Source organism: Shinella sp. SUS2 (assembly GCF_001262505.1).
Taxonomy (GTDB): Bacteria; Pseudomonadota; Alphaproteobacteria; order Rhizobiales; family Rhizobiaceae; genus Shinella.
Window position 1 is genome coordinate 283570 of sequence record NZ_KQ410727.1, and the last position, 16538, is coordinate 300107.

General features: G+C 64.5%; 15 protein-coding genes. 8 read left to right on the forward strand and 7 right to left on the reverse strand.

Annotation, left to right across the window (positions count from 1 at the left end; genetic code table 11):
- Positions 1–56: 56 nt before the first annotated feature.
- Genes AKG11_RS09975 through AKG11_RS09985 form a run of 3 tightly spaced genes read left to right on the forward strand, consistent with a single transcriptional unit; the run spans position 57 to position 3032 of the window.
- Positions 57–1211, forward strand: coding sequence for a Re/Si-specific NAD(P)(+) transhydrogenase subunit alpha (locus tag AKG11_RS09975; protein ID WP_050743769.1), 1155 nt, complete (start codon positions 57–59; stop codon positions 1209–1211).
- Positions 1211–1621, forward strand: a complete 411-nt coding sequence (locus AKG11_RS09980) for an NAD(P) transhydrogenase subunit alpha part 2 (RefSeq protein WP_023515780.1) — start codon at positions 1211–1213, stop codon at positions 1619–1621. The genes AKG11_RS09975 and AKG11_RS09980 overlap by 1 nt, the downstream gene beginning before the upstream one ends.
- Before the next feature lie 10 nt (positions 1622–1631).
- Positions 1632–3032: an NAD(P)(+) transhydrogenase (Re/Si-specific) subunit beta gene (locus AKG11_RS09985; protein WP_023515779.1), complete on the forward strand. Its 1401-nt coding sequence runs from the start codon at positions 1632–1634 to the stop codon at positions 3030–3032.
- Positions 3033–3150: 118 nt separating this feature from the next.
- Here the strand turns inward: AKG11_RS09985 and AKG11_RS09990 are convergent, their stop codons facing one another.
- The gene (locus AKG11_RS09990) at positions 3151–4047 is read right to left on the reverse strand and encodes a tetratricopeptide repeat protein (protein WP_023515778.1); all 897 of its coding nucleotides are present in this window, start codon (positions 4045–4047) and stop codon (positions 3151–3153) included.
- Between the two features lie 223 nt (positions 4048–4270).
- On the reverse strand, positions 4271–4498 hold the full coding sequence (gene rpsU, locus AKG11_RS09995; RefSeq protein ID WP_024270893.1) for a 30S ribosomal protein S21: 228 nt from the start codon (positions 4496–4498) through the stop codon (positions 4271–4273).
- 327 nt (positions 4499–4825) lie between these two features.
- On the opposite strand from rpsU, the gene AKG11_RS10000 reads away from it, so the two are divergent.
- From AKG11_RS10000 to AKG11_RS10020, 5 genes are read left to right on the forward strand one after another with little or no spacing between them, the layout of a single operon-like run.
- Positions 4826–6079, forward strand: a complete 1254-nt coding sequence (locus tag AKG11_RS10000; RefSeq protein WP_024270892.1) for a sarcosine oxidase subunit beta family protein — start codon at positions 4826–4828, stop codon at positions 6077–6079.
- Positions 6079–6474 (forward strand): hypothetical protein, encoded by a 396-nt coding sequence (locus tag AKG11_RS10005; RefSeq protein WP_023514822.1) that lies wholly within the window; start codon positions 6079–6081, stop codon positions 6472–6474. The genes AKG11_RS10000 and AKG11_RS10005 overlap by 1 nt, the downstream gene beginning before the upstream one ends.
- A 14-nt stretch (positions 6475–6488) precedes the next feature.
- Positions 6489–6833: a sarcosine oxidase subunit delta gene (locus AKG11_RS10010; RefSeq protein ID WP_050743770.1), complete on the forward strand. Its 345-nt coding sequence runs from the start codon at positions 6489–6491 to the stop codon at positions 6831–6833.
- Positions 6830–9823: a sarcosine oxidase subunit alpha gene (locus tag AKG11_RS10015; RefSeq protein ID WP_050743771.1), complete on the forward strand. Its 2994-nt coding sequence runs from the start codon at positions 6830–6832 to the stop codon at positions 9821–9823. Before AKG11_RS10010 ends, AKG11_RS10015 begins: the two co-directional genes overlap by 4 nt.
- Positions 9816–10364 (forward strand): sarcosine oxidase subunit gamma, encoded by a 549-nt coding sequence (locus tag AKG11_RS10020; RefSeq protein ID WP_050743772.1) that lies wholly within the window; start codon positions 9816–9818, stop codon positions 10362–10364. Before AKG11_RS10015 ends, AKG11_RS10020 begins: the two co-directional genes overlap by 8 nt.
- Positions 10365–10370: 6 nt before the next feature.
- Here the strand turns inward: AKG11_RS10020 and AKG11_RS10025 are convergent, their stop codons facing one another.
- The 5 genes from AKG11_RS10025 to glgA form a co-directional block, all read right to left on the reverse strand.
- Entirely contained in the window at positions 10371–10895 is a 525-nt protein-coding gene (locus AKG11_RS10025; protein WP_050743773.1) for a GNAT family N-acetyltransferase, read from the reverse strand.
- Positions 10892–11380, reverse strand: a complete 489-nt coding sequence (locus AKG11_RS10030) for a MaoC family dehydratase (protein WP_050743774.1) — start codon at positions 11378–11380, stop codon at positions 10892–10894. The genes AKG11_RS10025 and AKG11_RS10030 overlap by 4 nt, the downstream gene beginning before the upstream one ends.
- 106 nt (positions 11381–11486) lie before the next feature.
- Positions 11487–13460, reverse strand: coding sequence for a glycogen debranching protein GlgX (gene glgX, locus AKG11_RS10035; RefSeq protein ID WP_050743775.1), 1974 nt, complete (start codon positions 13458–13460; stop codon positions 11487–11489).
- Between the two features lies 1 nt (position 13461).
- Positions 13462–15093: an alpha-D-glucose phosphate-specific phosphoglucomutase gene (locus AKG11_RS10040; protein WP_050743776.1), complete on the reverse strand. Its 1632-nt coding sequence runs from the start codon at positions 15091–15093 to the stop codon at positions 13462–13464.
- 4 nt (positions 15094–15097) lie between these two features.
- On the reverse strand, positions 15098–16537 hold the full coding sequence (gene glgA, locus AKG11_RS10045) for a glycogen synthase GlgA (RefSeq protein ID WP_050743777.1): 1440 nt from the start codon (positions 16535–16537) through the stop codon (positions 15098–15100).
- Position 16538: the final 1 nt, after the last annotated feature.

The following is a 16538-nucleotide window of genomic DNA, read 5'->3' on the forward strand; positions in this document are numbered from 1 at the left end:
GGCGCCATTCCGGCGCCGTGATTTAACACGGCCAGTCTCGGGGGGAGGACCACGGTTTGAGTCAGTGTGTTTTTGTAGCACGGGAAAGTGATCCGGCGGAGGGCCGCGTCGCGGGCTCCGTTGAAACAGTCAAGAAAATGAAAAGCCTGGGGCTCGACGTGCTGGTGGAAACCGGTGCCGGCCTTGCCTCCCGCATCCTGGATGCGGATTACGAAGCTGTCGGCGCACGCATCGTCGGGGCCGAAGAGGCAAGGGCAGCGGACGTCGTCCTGAAAGTCCGGCGGCCGACCTCGGCCGAAATCGCCGCCTACAAGGCCGGCGCCATCGTCATTGCCACGATGGATCCCTACGGCAACGAAGCCGCCATCGCCGAGATGGCCAGTGCCGGTCTCACCACCTTCGCCATGGAACTGATGCCGCGCATCACACGCGCCCAGTCGATGGACATCCTGTCCTCGCAGGCGAACCTTGCCGGCTATCAGGCCGTCATCGACGCCGCCCATGAATACGACCGCGCCATGCCGATGATGATGACCGCTGCCGGTACGGTTCCGGCCGCGAAAGTCTTCGTCATGGGCGCCGGTGTTGCCGGCCTTCAGGCTATCGCGACCGCGCGCCGCCTCGGTGCCGCCGTCTCCGCGACGGATGTGCGCCCGGCCGCAAAGGAGCAGGTCGCTTCGCTTGGTGCCAAGTTCATCGCCGTCGAGGACGACGAGTTCAAGGCCGCCGAAACCGCCGGCGGCTATGCGAAAGAGATGTCCAAGGAGTATCAGGCGAAACAGGCCGCGCTCGTCGCCGACCATATCGCCAAGCAGGACATCATCATCACGACGGCGCTCATTCCCGGCCGTCCTGCCCCCCGGCTTGTGACGCGCCAGATGCTGGCGGCCATGCGCACGGGGTCCGTTGTCGTCGATCTCGCGGTCGAGCGGGGTGGCAACATCGAGGGCGCTGAGGCAGGCCGCGTTGCCGAGGTCGAAGGCGTCAAGGTCATCGGCTATCTCAATGTGCCCGGCCGTATCGCGGCCTCCGCTTCGGCGCTCTACGCCAAGAACCTTCTCACCTTCCTGGAGACCATGGTCGACAAGGAAACGAAGTCGGTTTCGGTCAATGTCGAGGACGAGTTGGTCAAGGCGACGATGCTGACGAAGGACGGTGCCGTGGTGCACCCGAATTTTGGCGGTAGCGTTCAGCAAGGGGAGGGCAAGTGATGGCGAACGAACTTCTCGACAAGGCGATCACCGATCTGGAACGTGCGGTGGAAGCTGTCCGCGCCGCTTCCGAATATGTGCCGGATGCGGCCGCTGCGGCGGCGCACGGCGTTTCCGGCGGGGCGATCGATCCTTTCGTCTTCCGTCTGGCGATCTTCGTGCTGTCGATTTTCGTCGGCTACTATGTTGTCTGGTCGGTGACACCCGCGCTGCACACGCCGCTGATGGCCGTCACCAACGCCATCTCCTCGGTCATCGTCGTCGGCGCTTTGCTCGCCGTCGGTATCTCGCTCTCGGGTGTGGCGACCGGCTTCGGCTTCGTCGCGCTCATCCTCGCCTCCGTCAACATCTTTGGCGGCTTCCTCGTCACCCAGCGCATGCTGGCGATGTACAAGAAAAAAGAGAAGTGAGGGCGGCCCGATGAACGCAAACTTCGCAGCCTTCCTCTACCTCGTTTCCGGGGTGCTCTTCATCATGGCCTTGCGCGGCCTGTCGCATCCGACGACCAGCCGCCGCGGCAACATGCTCGGCATGATCGGCATGGGCATCGCCATCGGCACGACGCTGCTGCTCGCGACGCCGTCCTTCGGTGGCCTCGTGCTCATCGTGCTCGGCCTTGCCATCGGCGGCGGTGCCGGCGCCTATATCGCGCGCTCGATCCCGATGACCTCGATGCCGCAGCTCGTGGCGGGCTTCCACTCGCTCGTCGGCCTTGCCGCCGTGCTGGTCGCTGCCGCCGCGCTCTACTCGCCGGTGTCCTTCGGCCTCGGCCAGGTCGGCGAGATCCACGGCCAGGCGCTCATCGAAATGGCGCTGGGTGCCGCCATCGGCGCGATCACCTTCACCGGCTCGATCATCGCCTTCCTGAAGCTCGACGGGCGCATGTCCGGCAAGCCGATCATGCTGCCCTACCGGCATGTCATCAACATCGTGCTGCTCGCGGCGATCGTCTTCTTCATCGTCGGCCTGACCCTGTCGGAAAGCCATTTCGATTTCTGGCTGATCGTCATTCTGGCGCTGGCGCTCGGCGTGCTGCTCATCGTGCCGATCGGCGGCGCCGACATGCCCGTCGTTGTCTCGATGCTCAACTCCTATTCGGGTTGGGCTGCGGCCGGCATCGGCTTCACGCTCGGCAACCTCGCGCTGATCATCACCGGCGCGCTGGTCGGCTCCTCGGGTGCGATCCTGTCCTACATCATGTGCAAGGGTATGAACCGCTCGTTCATCTCTGTCATCCTTGGCGGCTTCGGCGGCGACAGCGGCGCGGCAGCGGCGGATGACGGTGTGCAGCGCACGGTCAAGCAGGGTTCTGCCGACGACGCGGCCTTCCTGATGGCGAACGCCTCCAAGGTTATCATCGTGCCGGGCTACGGCATGGCGGTGGCGCAGGCGCAGCATGCGGTACGGGAACTCGCCGACGCGCTGAAGAAGAACGGCGTCGAGGTGAAGTACGCGATCCACCCCGTGGCGGGCCGCATGCCCGGCCACATGAACGTGTTGCTTGCTGAGGCGAACGTGCCCTATGACGAAGTGTTCGAGCTCGAGGATATCAACTCCGAGTTCGCCCAGGCGGATGTCGCCTATGTCATCGGCGCCAACGACGTGACGAACCCGGCGGCGCGCGACGACAAGTCCTCGCCGATCTACGGCATGCCGATCCTCGACGTCGACAAGGCGAAGACCTGCCTCTTCGTCAAGCGCTCGCTTGGCTCGGGCTATGCCGGCATCGACAACACGCTGTTCTACAAGGACGGCACGATGATGCTGCTCGGCGATGCCAAGAAGATGACCGACGATATCGTCAAGGCGATGAACCACTAAGAGGGTTTCAACCGAGACAAAAAAGCCCGCGAGATGATCGCGGGCTTTTTTTGTTTCAGAATCTCCCGGAAGGAGAACCCCGGGCTGGCCCGAGGATGACGAACGAGAGGTGCGTAGCTTAAGCGGGCTTTGCAGCCGAGGCGGCGCCTCTTGTGCGGGCAAGGCCGTCCTTGGCCGGCTTGTAGTTCGGGTCGAGCTTCAGGGCGTGCGAATAGGATTTTGCCGCGCGGGCCATGTCGCCGCGGCGCTCGTAGATCAGCGCCTGGTTTGCCCAGGATTCGGCAAGCTTGCCGTCGAGGTTGATCGCCGTGTTGAAGTCCTGGAACGCATTGTCGTCGTCGCCCTGCGCGGCATAGGAAATGCCGCGACCATTGTAGGGCTCGGCCGAGTTCGGCGAGAGCGAAATGGCCTTCGAGAAGTCCTCGATGGCCTTGTCGTGCTGGCGGCGGGCCTGGAAGATCAGGCCGCGATTGTGATAGGCGCGCGGATCGGTCGTATCGAGTTCGATCGCGCGGTTGAAGTCGCGGAAGGCCTCGTCGAGGCGGCCAGCCTGACGATAAAGATTGCCGCGACCGATATAGGCGACGTCGTAGTTCGGGCTGAGCTGCAGCGCAGTGTTGTAGTCGCTCGCCGCTTGCGCCTGATTGCCCTGGCTGCGCTCGACGAGCGCACGGTTGGCGTAGGCCTGGTAGAAGCGCGGATTGAGCTCGATCGCGCGGTTGAAGTCGTCGATCGCGCGGCGATACTGGCCGGCGCGGCCATAGGCGGAGCCGCGTACATTGTAGCCGGCCGGGTCCTGCGGGTTTGCGGCGATCACTGCCGAGAGCGAGGAGATGTTCTCTTCCGAGCCCTGGGCGCGCTCGACCTTCAGCACGTCCGTCGACGTAGCGGTCGACTGGCAGCCGGTCAGAAGGAGCGCGATGGACGTGGCGGCGACGGCGGCCATCAGGGGGCGGCGCAGGCGGGCAGCCGAGGGAGAGAAGCGGTCGGTCGGGAACCCGGTAGATGCAGCCATGTCCAAGTGCGAATCCTCAAAGTGGGCTTCTGTCGCGCCTCATGCGCGATGAAAACGCTACGCTTGAAAGCAATTCCGGCGACGGTGCGTAGCGATAGCGCCCGGAATTGCACGGGAAGTCTTTCACATCTGTGAAAAAACGTCCGGTCACGTCAAAAAAGGCGGCGGCGAAATGTTCGCCCCCGCCCGGTCTTGCATCCGAAAACGTCGAAAAGACGGCCGATCAACGGGCGCCGGGACGACCGCCGATGAGGCCTTCGCGCTGGGCGCGCTTGCGAGCCAGCTTGCGAACGCGACGGACGGCTTCAGCCTTTTCACGCGCACGCTTCTGCGACGGCTTTTCGTAAAAGTCGCGCATCTTCATTTCACGGAAAATACCTTCGCGCTGCATCTTCTTCTTGAGAGCGCGGAGAGCCTGATCAACGTTGTTGTCGCGGACAAGTACCTGCACGAGAATCCCGTTCCTTTGTTTGTTGTACGCCCACCGAGCACGGGTCGCCGGGCAAATAGATTGCGTTCGCGCAGCCCACCAGGCTGGCAATTGGTGGGTCGGATACCAGATCGCAGCAGCGAAGTCCAGCCTGAAGCGCCGGGAAGCTGAGGATATTTGTGGGGTGCCGGTGGGAAAGCATGGCAAAGCTTCCGTGACGCTCATGTCGCATGTGGTACAAGGTGCGCCTGAATGCGTCGCAAAGGATACGGCGTGGAGCGTCAGGATTTGCTTTCTTTCTGGGCAGGAAACAAGCCGGCCGGGCCGGCGCGATTTTGAGGACATGGGATGCGCAAATATTCGGTTTTCGCCGTCGCCCGCGAGGCGATGCGTGGCCACAAGGGCTGGGAGGCGCAATGGACCTCGCCCGAGCCGCGCAAGGAATATGACGTGATCATCGTCGGCGGCGGCGGCCATGGCCTGGGCGCGGCCTACTATCTTGCCAAGGAACACGGCATCACCAATGTCGCTGTCATCGAGAAGGGTTGGCTCGGCGGCGGCAATACCGGCCGCAACACGACGATCATCCGCTCGAACTATCTCTATGACGAGAGCATGGACATCTACGAGCATTCGCTGAAGCTCTGGGAAGGGCTCAGCCAGGATCTCAACTACAATGTCATGTACTCGCCGCGCGGCGTGATGATGCTGTCGCACAATGTGCACGACAAGCAGTCCTTCCAGCGCCATGTCCATGCCAACCGGCTCTACGGCATCGACAACGAATGGCTGACGCCGCAGCAGGCGAAGGACTTCGTGCCGGTTCTCGATATCTCTGCCTCCGCCCGCTACCCGATCAACGGTGCGGCCCTCCAGCGTCGCGGCGGCACCGCTCGCCACGACGCCGTCGCCTGGGGCTATGCCCGTGCCGCGTCGGATCGCGGCGTGCATGTCATCCAGAACTGCGAGGTCAAGGGCATCCGCCGCGGGCCCGACGGCGCGGTGACAGGTGTGGAGACTTCGAAGGGGTTCATCGGCGCGAAGAAGATCGCGGTGTCGGCCTCCGGCCACAACTCGGTCATCCTGTCGATGGCCGACGTGAAGCTGCCGCTGCATTCCGTGCCGCTGCAGGCGCTGGTCTCCGAGCCGATGAAGCCGATCTTCCCCTGCGTGGTCATGTCCAACTCGGTGCATGCCTATATCTCGCAGTCGGACAAGGGCGAACTCGTCATCGGCGCGGGTACGGACCAGTACAACTCCTATTCCCAGACCGGCGGTCTGCAGATCATCACGCATACGCTGGATGCGATCTGCGAACTCTTCCCGATGTTCAGACGCGTCAAGATGATGCGCCAGTGGGGCGGTATCACCGACAACACGCCGGATCGTTCGGCGATCCAGGGCGTGACGCCGGTGAAGAACCTCTTCGTCAATTGCGGCTGGGGCACCGGCGGCTTCAAGGCGACGCCGGGTTCGGCCCATCTCTTCGCGCACCTCATCGCGAAGGGTGAGCCGCACAAGCTGGCTTCCGGCCTGACGCTGGACCGCTTCCGTACAGGCCGCCTCATCGACGAGGCCGCGGCGGCGGCCGTGGCCCATTGATGAACGGCGCGCTCCTTGCCGGGTTGCTGATGACGGCCGGTGTGATGCCGGCGGGCTCGATCATTCCCGAGCCTGATGATTTCCGTTTCCAGACGATCCGCAAGGCGGCCGGCGAGCGGAACTGGCCCTTTCTCGCGGAGAGCGGGATGTTGGGGTGCACGACGATGCTCGGCGAACGGGTGGTCTACTTCATCCCCGGCGACGACATGGAACGCGCCTACAACATCGACATCAACCTCTTTGCGATGAGTATGGCCAATGTCGGAATAACGGATGTGCTGGCCCCCTACGAGGATAGCGCGCAACTGCTTTATCGGCTTGTGCCCTTCGTCTCCATGGGCCAGCGACTTTGCGACCAGGAACCCGGCACGCTCGTGACGGAACCAGAGCTTTAAACAGGTAGGATACCATGCTGCTGATCTACTGCCCCTACTGCGAGGAAGAGCGCTCGGAGCTCGAATTCCGCCACGGTGGCGACGCGCACATCGCCCGGCCGACCAACATGGCCGATATCACCGACGAGGAGTTCCAGGAGTATTTCTTCCTGCGCGACAACCCGAAGGGCCTGATCTTCGAACGCTGGCGCCATATCCATGGCTGCGGCCGCTTCTTCAACGCGGCACGCGACACGGTGAGCGACAAGTTCGTCATGAGCTACAAGGCGGGCGAGCCTAAGCCTGATCTCTCCGGTGCGCCGACAACCACCGAAAAACCCGCCGAAACCTTTGAAACCACGGAAGGAACCGCGCAATGAGCGGCGCCAATCGCATTGCCGGTCAGGGCCGCCTGACGCCGGCCAAGACAGCGCGTTTTACCTTCGACGGAAAGACATTCGACGCGCTGGAAGGCGATACCGTCGCCTCGGCGCTGCTCGCCAACGGCGTGCACCTCGTCGGCCGCTCGTTCAAGTACCATCGCCCGCGCGGCATCCTGTCGGCAGGCCCGGAAGAGCCGAACGCGCTGATCGATGTTTCGCGCGATGCCGCCCGCCGCCAGCCGAACGTGCGCGCGCCGGTGCAAGAAGTCTTTGACGGCATGAAGGTTTCTTCGCAGAACCGCTGGCCGTCGCTCGCCTTCGATATCGGCGGCGTCAACAACCTGATGTCGCCGTTCTTCGCCGCCGGTTTCTACTACAAGACCTTCATGTGGCCGAAGGCCGCCTGGGAAAAGGTCTACGAGCCCTTCATCCGCAAGGCCGCCGGCCTCGGCGTCGCGCCGACGGAAGAGGATCCGGACCACTACGCCAGCCGCTATGCCTATTGCGACGTGCTCGTCGCCGGTGGCGGCGTCGCCGGCCTTTCGGCAGCACTTGCCGCTGCCGAAGCCGGCGCGCGCGTCATCCTCTGCGACGAGCAGCCGGAAGTCGGCGGTGCGCTGCATTACGACACGTCGGTGACGATCGACGGTCGGAACGGCTACGACTGGGCGCAGGCGACGGCCGCCAGGCTGAAGGCGATGGAGAACGTCACCGTCCTCACCCGCACGACGGCCTTCGGCTACTACAACCACAATTTCGTCGGCCTCGTCGAGCGCGTCACCGACCACCTCGCAAAGCCTGACAAGAAGCTGCCGCGCGAGCGGATGTGGCAGGTGCGCGCCAAGCGCGTCATCCTCGCCACCGGTTCTATCGAGCGCCATATGGTGTTCGCCAACAACGACCGGCCGGGCATCATGCTCGCCTCAGCGGCGCGCACCTATCTCAACCATTTCGGCGTCGCCGTCGGCCGCAAGGTCGGCGTCTACACGGCGAGTGATTCGGCCTATGAGGCCGCCTTCGACCTGAAGCGTGCCGGCGTCACCATCGCCGCCATCGTCGACAACAGAGAGAAGCCGGGCGAAGCCGTTCTGGCGGAAGCCCGCAAGTTTGGCATCGAGGTGCTGACCGGCCATTCGGTCGTCGACACCAAGGGCAAGCTGCGCGTCTCCTCCATGTCGGTCGCCCGCAATGGCGGCGGCTCGGCCCGCGCCATCCCGGTTGATGCGCTGCTGATGTCCGCCGGCTGGACGCCCTCCGTCCACCTCTTCTCGCAGTCGCGCGGCAAGGTGGCCTATGATGCCGCCTCCGGCCGCTTTCTGCCGGGAGCCTATGCGCAGGATTGCCTCTCGGTCGGTTCGTGCAATGGCACGGACGGCCTCCAGGCGACCATCGAGGAATCGCTGGCCGCGGGCGAGCTGATGGCCCGCGCTACCGGCAACGAGGGCGGCGGCAAGGTCGAGCTCTCGGGTGAAAACGCCTTCGAATGGACCGGCGGCATGGCCGGCGCGGGCGAGGGCGCCGGCGTCGATACGACCGTCAAGGCTTTCGTCGATTTCCAGAACGACGTCTGCGCCAAGGACATCCGCCTTGCCGTGCGCGAAGGCATGCACTCGATCGAGCACATCAAGCGCTTCACCACCAACGGCATGGCGACGGACCAGGGCAAGCTGTCCAACATCCACGGCCTTGCCATCGCCTCTGAAGTGCTGAACCGCGAGATCCCGAAGATCGGCCTCACCACCTTCCGCGCGCCCTATACGCCCGTCACCTTCGGCGCGCTGATCAGCCATTCGCGCGGCGAACTCTTCGATCCGGCGCGCAAGACGCCTATGCATGCCTGGGAAGAAGCGCATGGCGCGGTCTTCGAAGACGTCGGTAACTGGAAGCGCGCCTGGTATTATCCGCGCCCCGGCGAAACCATGCACGACGCGGTCAACCGCGAGTGCCGCACGGTGCGCAATGCCGCCGGCCTCTTCGATGCCTCGACGCTCGGCAAGATCGAAGTCGTCGGCCCCGATGCCGCCGAGTTCCTGAACCTGATGTACACCAACGCCTGGGATACGCTGAAGCCCGGCCGTTGCCGCTACGGCATCATGCTGCGCGAAGACGGTTTCGTTTATGACGACGGCGTCGTCGGGCGCCTCGCGGAGGATCGCTTCCACGTCACGACGACGACGGGCGGCGCGCCGCGCGTCATGAACCACATGGAAGACTATCTCCAGACGGAATTCCCGCATCTGAAGGTCTGGCTGACCTCGACCACCGAACAGTGGGCAGTCATCGCCGTGCAGGGTCCGAAGGCGCGCGAAATCCTCGAGCCGCTCATCGAAGGCATCGACATCTCGAACGAAGCCTTCCCGCATATGAGCGTGCGCGAAGGAAAGATCTGCGGCGTGCCGACGCGGCTCTTCCGCATGTCCTTCACCGGCGAAGCGGGCTACGAAGTCAACGTTCCCGCCGATTATGGCCAGGCCGTCTGGGAAGCCATCTGGGCCCGCGCCGAACCGCTCGGGGCCTGCGCCTACGGCACGGAGACCATGCACGTCCTGCGCGCCGAAAAGGGCTATATCATCGTCGGCCAGGATACGGACGGCACGGTGACGCCGCACGATGCCAGCCTGAGCTGGGCCGTCTCCAAGAAGAAGACGGATTTCGTCGGCATCCGTGGCCTGAAGCGTCCGGACCTCGTCAAGGAGGGGCGCAAGCAGCTCGTCGGCCTTTTGACCAAGGACCCGAACGTGGTGCTGGAGGAGGGCGCGCAGATCGTCGCCGATCCGAACGAGCCGAAGCCGATGAAAATGCTCGGCCATGTGACCTCGTCCTACTGGTCGGAAAACTGCGGCCGCTCGATCGCCATGGCGCTTGTCGCCGGTGGTCAGGCACGGCTTGGCCAGACGCTCTACGTGCCGATGCCCGACCGTACCATCGCGGTCGAGGTCAGCGACATGGTGTTCATCGACAAGGAAGGAGGACGCCTCAATGGCTGATCAAGCTCTTCGCAAGGCGCCGCTCGCCGGCCGTCATGGTGGTTCCGCCGGCGCGCGCGTCACGCCCGCCGCCCCTGCAACCCGTCTTTCGCTGCGTGCAGGCGAAGATGCCATCGGCACGCTTTCGCTGGCCTTCGGCCTCGAACTGCCGAGACGGCCGAAAACCTCGGCCTCCGTCAGCGGGCGCCACGCGCTCTGGCTCGGGCCGGACGAATGGCTGCTGATCGACGAGAACGGCGCCGACCTGATGGGCATTGCATCGGGCGTTTCCGCGCTGCATTCGGCGACGGATGTCTCGCATCGCAACACGGCGATCCTCGTTTCCGGCCCCAACGCGGCCGGAGCGATTGCCAGTGGCTGCCCGCTCGATCTCGGCAATGCGATCTTCCCGGTTGGCGCCGCGGCGCGCACGGTGCTTGGCAAGATCGAGATCGTGCTCCTGCGCACCGGCGAGGAAGACTATCGCGTGGAATGCTGGCGCTCGTTCTCGCCCTACGCCTTCGGCCTGCTTGCCGAGGGCGCGGAAGACGCCGGGCTCTGACCGCGATCAGAAGAACCGATAGAAGAACAGGGCTGTCTCCCGCGTCCCGGGGGACAGCCCTTCGTACAGGTGCCGGTCATAGCCGCCGAGGGTAAAACCCTGGCGCAGATAGAACCGGCAGGCGGCAACATTGGTCGTCTGGGTTTCGAGACGAATACCCGGCAGGCCGTTGTCCTTCGCCCAGCGAAACGCCTGCTGTATCAGGCGCTGCGCTGCGCCTGTGCCACGCCACTCCGTATCGACGGCGATGTCATCGATGAAGGCGAAATTGTTCCATCCCTTCGAGAGTACGATATAGCCGACCGGCGCCTCGTCCCCGACAACGACAAAGAGCGCCTTGTTCTCGTCGTTCAGGTCGGCTTTGAGGTCATCCGCGTCGAAGCCGTAGCTCTTGGCATAGGGCTCCACAGGCCGGGCCTGCGCCAACCAGTCGCCGTCGAAAGGTGGTACAGCTTCGCGGGTGACGAGGAAGGAAAAGTCGCAGGCACCGAGGATCGCGATGTCTTCCGGTGCGGCGAGACGGATTTTCACACGTCCTCCGGCCGGTCCTTGGGATCGAACTGGATGATGGTGATCCAGTCGGCGGTCAGGGCGGGCTTTCGTTCGTCCTCGATCTCCACTGAGACGTCATAGCGGATGGTCACCATGCCGGCACCGCGAAAGCGCGCTTCGGCGAGAACGAAGCGGCCGCGCACACGCGTTCCGCTTTTCACCGGCGTCATGAAGCGGACCTTCTCGAAGCCGTAGTTGATGCCCATCGTCTGCTCGACGATGCGCGGCACGCAATCGTAGTTCATTGCTGAAAGCAGTGAGAGCGTCAGGAAGCCGTGCGCGATCGTGCCGCCGAAGGGCGTTTCCGCGGCTGCCCGCACGGGATCGGTATGGATGAACTGGTGGTCTTCCGTCGCTTCGGCAAAACGGTCGATCACCGTCTGGTCGACCGTGAACCAGCGCGACAGGCCGAGTTCGGTGCCGACGAGGGTGCCGATGTCCTTCAGGTGAATGGTCTCTGGCATAGGGTTTTCCTGCCGCTCGATGCGCGCCTGGATTCGGTATTCTCGCAAGAGCGCGGCGCGTTTGCGCGACATGCTTTAGAGAGATGGTTTGTCCGGACAATGAAGATCAGTGCTTTTCGACAAAAATCTCGACGCTGCGGGGATGGATGAGGCTGGTCGCGGGATGGTTGGTGGAAAGCAGGCTCGTCCAGTCGCGTCCCTCCGGTGGCGGCAGGGCGAGCGCCTGCTCACCATGCGTCCGGTTGATGGCGATTGCGAGATGGACGATCCGCTGCTGCTGTAGATCAGGCGTCTTGAGGATGGCAAGCAGGGTTCCGGCGAACGGCGCTTCCCAGTCGCCGACCGTCATTGGGGTGCCTGCCAGTGTCCGCCATTCGATATCGCCGGTGCCGCTCCAGAAGGTCGTTTCCGTGAGGGCGGGGAAACGCTTGCGAATGGCAGAGAGCATGGCGGTGTGTTCGATCAGACCGTCGTCGAGCCGGTCCCAGTGCATCCAGGTGATGGCGTTGTCCTGGCAATAGGCGTTGTTGTTGCCGTTCTGGCTGCGTCCGCCCTCGTCGCCGGCCGTCAGCATGACGGTGCCGCGCGAGAGGAAGAGGCTCGCCAGCAGCGCCTTTACATCCGCCCGGCGGGCCGAGAGCACCGCGCCGTCCGTCGTCTCGCCCTCGGCGCCGTTGTTCCAGGAATGGTTCTCGTTGTGGCCGTCGCGGTTGTCCTCGCCGTTCGCCTCGTTGTGTTTCACCGTATGGGAGACAAGGTCCATCAAGGTGAAGCCGTCATGGGCGGCGAGGAAATTGACGGAGCGGGTGCGGTCGCCGCCGTGGCGGGAGAAGATGTCGGAAGAGCCGGCAAGCGCGGTGACGAAGGCACCGAGCCGGTGGCTGTCACCGCGCCAGAAGGTGCGCGTGTCGTCGCGATAGCGGTCGTTCCATTCGAGGAAGGGTTCCGGGAAATTGCCGAGCTGGTAGCCGCCGGGCCCGATGTCCCAGGGTTCGGCGATCAGCACGCGGTCCTTGAGCAGCGGGTCGGCGCAGATTTCCGAGAGCAGCGCGGCCCTTGCGGAAAAACCGTCCGCCTCGCGGCCGAGGATGGTGGCAAGGTCGAAGCGGAAGCCATCGACGCCGGCATGGCGCACGAAATGGCGCAGGCTGTCGAGCACGAGCTGGCGTACGATCGGGTGTTCCCCGGCGATGGTGTTGCCGCAGCCGGTGTCGTTGATCAGCTCGCCGGGGCGGCCCTCCACATGGCGGTAATAGGTGAGGTTGTCGAGGCCGCGCATGGAGAGCGTCGCGCCGTGGAGGTCGCTCTCGCCGGAATGGTTGAAGACGAGGTCGAGGATGACGCCGATGTTTTCGGCGCGCAGTGCCGCGACGGTGTCGGCGAGTTCCTTCATGCCGCCGGGAACGAGGCGCGGATCGAGCGCCATCAGCGCGATCGGGTTGTAGCCCCAGCTGTTGGAAAGACCGAGAGGCGGCAGATGGCGTTCATCGATCCAGGCGGTGATCGGCATCAGCTCGACGGCATCGACGCCGAGGCGCTTGAGATGGGCGAGCACGGCGGGATGGGCAAGCGCGCCGACGGTTCCGCGCACCGCCTCCGGCACGTCGGGGTGCAGCATGGTGAAGCTGCGCACCGCTACCTCGTAGACGAAGCCACCGGGGCGGAAGAGCGGCGCTTTTACATCGACCGGCCGGTTTCGTGTGACGATGGCCTTCGGCACGATATCCGCCGTCTCGACACCGAAGCGGGTGAGGCGGCCGTCGTGCACGAAGGGGCGGTCGATTTTCTTGGCATAGGGATCGACGAGCAGTTTTGTCGGGTCGAACCAGAGGCCGTGGTCGGGGGAATAGATACCATCGGCGCGGAAGCCGTAGCATGTTCCAGCGGTCGCGCCTTCGACGAAGACACGGTGGAAACCGTTCTCGTCCCGCCCCATTGCGAGGCGGGCGAGTTCCTTGTCGCCATTGTTGTCGAACAGGCAAAGCTCGACCCGGCCGGCGTTGTGCGAATAGACCGCGAACTCCACCCCGTCCCCGGAGAGCGTGGCGCCCGGCGCGAAGGAAGGGGCGGTGATCGTCATCTCAGGTGATCACGGTCGGCGCATCGCGGCCGGTTCGGGTCTTGATGCCGCCGATCTCGTCGGCGACGGCGATGAGGTCGGCGAGAGCTTCCTGCGTGTCGATGTCGTGGCGCGCGGCGTCGGGCTCGAAGCGCTCGATGTAGACGCGCAGGGTCGCGCCCGAGGTGCCGGTGCCGGAGAGGCGGAAGACCACGCGCGAACCGCCTTCGAAGAGGATGCGGATGCCCTGGTTCTTGCTGACCGACTGGTCCACCGGGTCGTTGTAGGCAAAATCGTCTGCCGTTGCGACGGTGAGGGAGCTGAAGCTCTTGCCGGGAAGGGTGGCTAGCTGGTCGCGCAGGTTCGCCACAAGACCGTTCGCGGCATCGGTGTCGACTTCCTCGTAGTCGTGGCGGGAGTAGTAGTTGCGGCCGTAGGTCGCCCAGTGCTGTTCGACGATGTCGAGAACGCTTTCCTTGCGCACGGCGAGAATGTTGAGCCAGAGCAGCACGGCCCAGAGGCCGTCCTTCTCGCGCACATGGTCGGAGCCGGTGCCGGCGCTCTCCTCGCCGCAGATCGTGGCAAGGCCGGCGTCGAGCAGGTTGCCGAAGAATTTCCAGCCGGTCGGCGTCTCGAAAATGCCGATGCCGAGTTTTTCCGCGACGCGGTCGGCGGCGCCCGAGGTGGGCATGGAGCGCGCGATGCCGGCGAGGCCCTTGGCATAGCCGGGCGCAAGATGGGCGTTGGCGGCGAGCAGCGCCAGGCTGTCGGACGGGGTGACGAAGATGCCCTTGCCGATGATCAGGTTGCGGTCGCCGTCGCCGTCGGAGGCGGCGCCGAAGTCCGGCGCGTCGTCGGCCATCATCGTCTCGTAGAGCGCGCGGGCGTGTACCAGGTTGGGGTCCGGGTGGTGGCCGCCGAAGTCTGGCAGCGGCATGAAGTTGAGCACCGAGCCCTTGGTGGCGCCGAGGCGGTTTTCGAGGATCTCCTTGGCATAGGGGCCGGTGACGGCGCTCATGGCGTCGAAGACGACGCGGAAGCCGCCGGCGAGCAAGCCGCGGATCGCGTTGAAATCGAAGAGCTGTTCCATCAACTCGGCATAGTCGGCCACGGGATCGATGACGGTGATCGCCATTCCCTCGATTTCGTGCGTGCCTTCGAGGTCAAGATTCACGTCGGCGACGTCAGATATCTTGTAGCTGTCGATGACCTTGGTGCGGGCGAAGATCGCGTCGGTGATCTTTTCCGGCGCCGGGCCGCCATTGCCGATATTGTATTTGATGCCGAAGTCTTCCGTCGGGCCGCCGGGATTGTGGCTGGCCGACAGAACGATGCCGCCGAAGGCCTTGTATTTGCGGATGACATTGGACGCAGCGGGGGTCGAGAGAATGCCGCCACGGCCGACCAGCACGCGGCCGAAACCGTTGGCGGCGGCCATCTTGATGGCAAGCTGGATGACCTCGCGATTGTAGTAGCGGCCGTCGCCGCCGATCACCAGCGTCTGGCCCTCGAAGCCTTCCAGGGAATCGAAGATCGCCTGGATGAAGTTCTCCGCATAGTTCTTCTGCTGGAAGACGGGGACCTTCTTGCGCAGACCGGACGTGCCGGGCTTCTGGTCGGAATAGGGCGTGGTCGATACGGTCTTGATGGTCATCGGCTTACACTCGCGAAAGTAGGCTGGAATAGAGGTCGGCATAGCGCGCGGCGCTGTTTTCCCAGGAAACGTCCGACTTCATACCCTGGTTCTGGATGCGGCCCCAGATTTTTGGTTCGCGCCAGGCCTTGAAGACGCGGCGCAGCGCCTGGCGCAGGCCCTCGGCATTGATCGGGGTGAACTGGAAGCCCGTGGCGACGCGGGCGGAAAGGGCGGCCTCGTTGGCGTCGATGACGGTATCGGCAAGGCCGCCGGTGCGCGCGACGACCGGGATGCAGCCGTAGCACAGGCCATAGAGCTGGGTGAGGCCGCAGGGCTCGAAGCGCGAGGGGATGAGGATCGCGTCGGCGCCGGCCTGCATGAGATGCGACAGCGGCTCGTTGTAGCCGATGACGATGCCGATGCGGCCGCGATGGCGGGAGGCGGCCGCGAGCAGGGCGCCCTCGAGGCCCTGGTCGCCGGAACCGAGCACGGCGAGCTTGCCGCCCTGATCGACGATCCAGTCGGCGATTTCGGCGATGAGGTCGATGCCCTTCTGCCAGGTGAGGCGGCTGACGACACAGAAGATCGGGCCGTCGTCCTGTTCGAGATTGAACCGTTCGGCCAGTGCCTGCCGGTTGACCGCGCGCTGCTTCAGCGAGCCGGCGGCGTAGGGGCGGGCGATCTGGTTGTCGGTTTCGGGGTTCCAGACGGTGGTGTCGATGCCGTTGACGATGCCGACGAGGTCGCCGGCGCGGGCATTGATCAGGCCTTCGAGCCCCATGCCATAGTCCGGCGTCATGATCTCGTGGGCATAGGTGGGGCTGACCGTGGTGATCGACCAGGCGGTGCGCAGGCCGCCCTTGAGGAAGCCGACATCGCCGTAATACTCGAGCCCGTCGACGGTGAAGGCTTCCGGCGGCAGGCCGAGGCCCGGGAAGATATCGGCACCGAACTGGCCCTGGAAGGCGAGGTTGTGCACGGTGACGATGGTGGGAATGTGCTGGAGGCCGGTATAGCGCATGTAGACGGCCGTCATTGCCGCCTGCCAGTCATGGGCATGCACGATGTCCGGCCGCCAGTCCGACAACAGGCCGCGGGCGATTTCCGCGCCTGCGAAGGACAGGGCGGCGAAGCGCTGCCAGTTGTCCACAAAATCCTTGCCCGTGGCGTCCGTATAGGGCCCGCCCGGCCGGTCGAAGAAACCGGGGGCATCGAGTACGAGGATATCGAGACCCTCGTGCACGGTGGCGAGGATGCGCGCAGGTTCGCCGAGAAGGTCGTCGAAGGTGGCGACCACCTCGACGCTTCCCAGCCGCTGCATGACCGCGGGGTAACCGGGCATGAGCGTGCGCATGTGCGTTCCATGCCCGGCGAGTGCGATCGGCAATGCGCCGGCGACGTCGGCGAGGCCTCCCGTCTTGATCAGCGGGAATACTTCGGATGCCACCGAAAGGATGTTCATG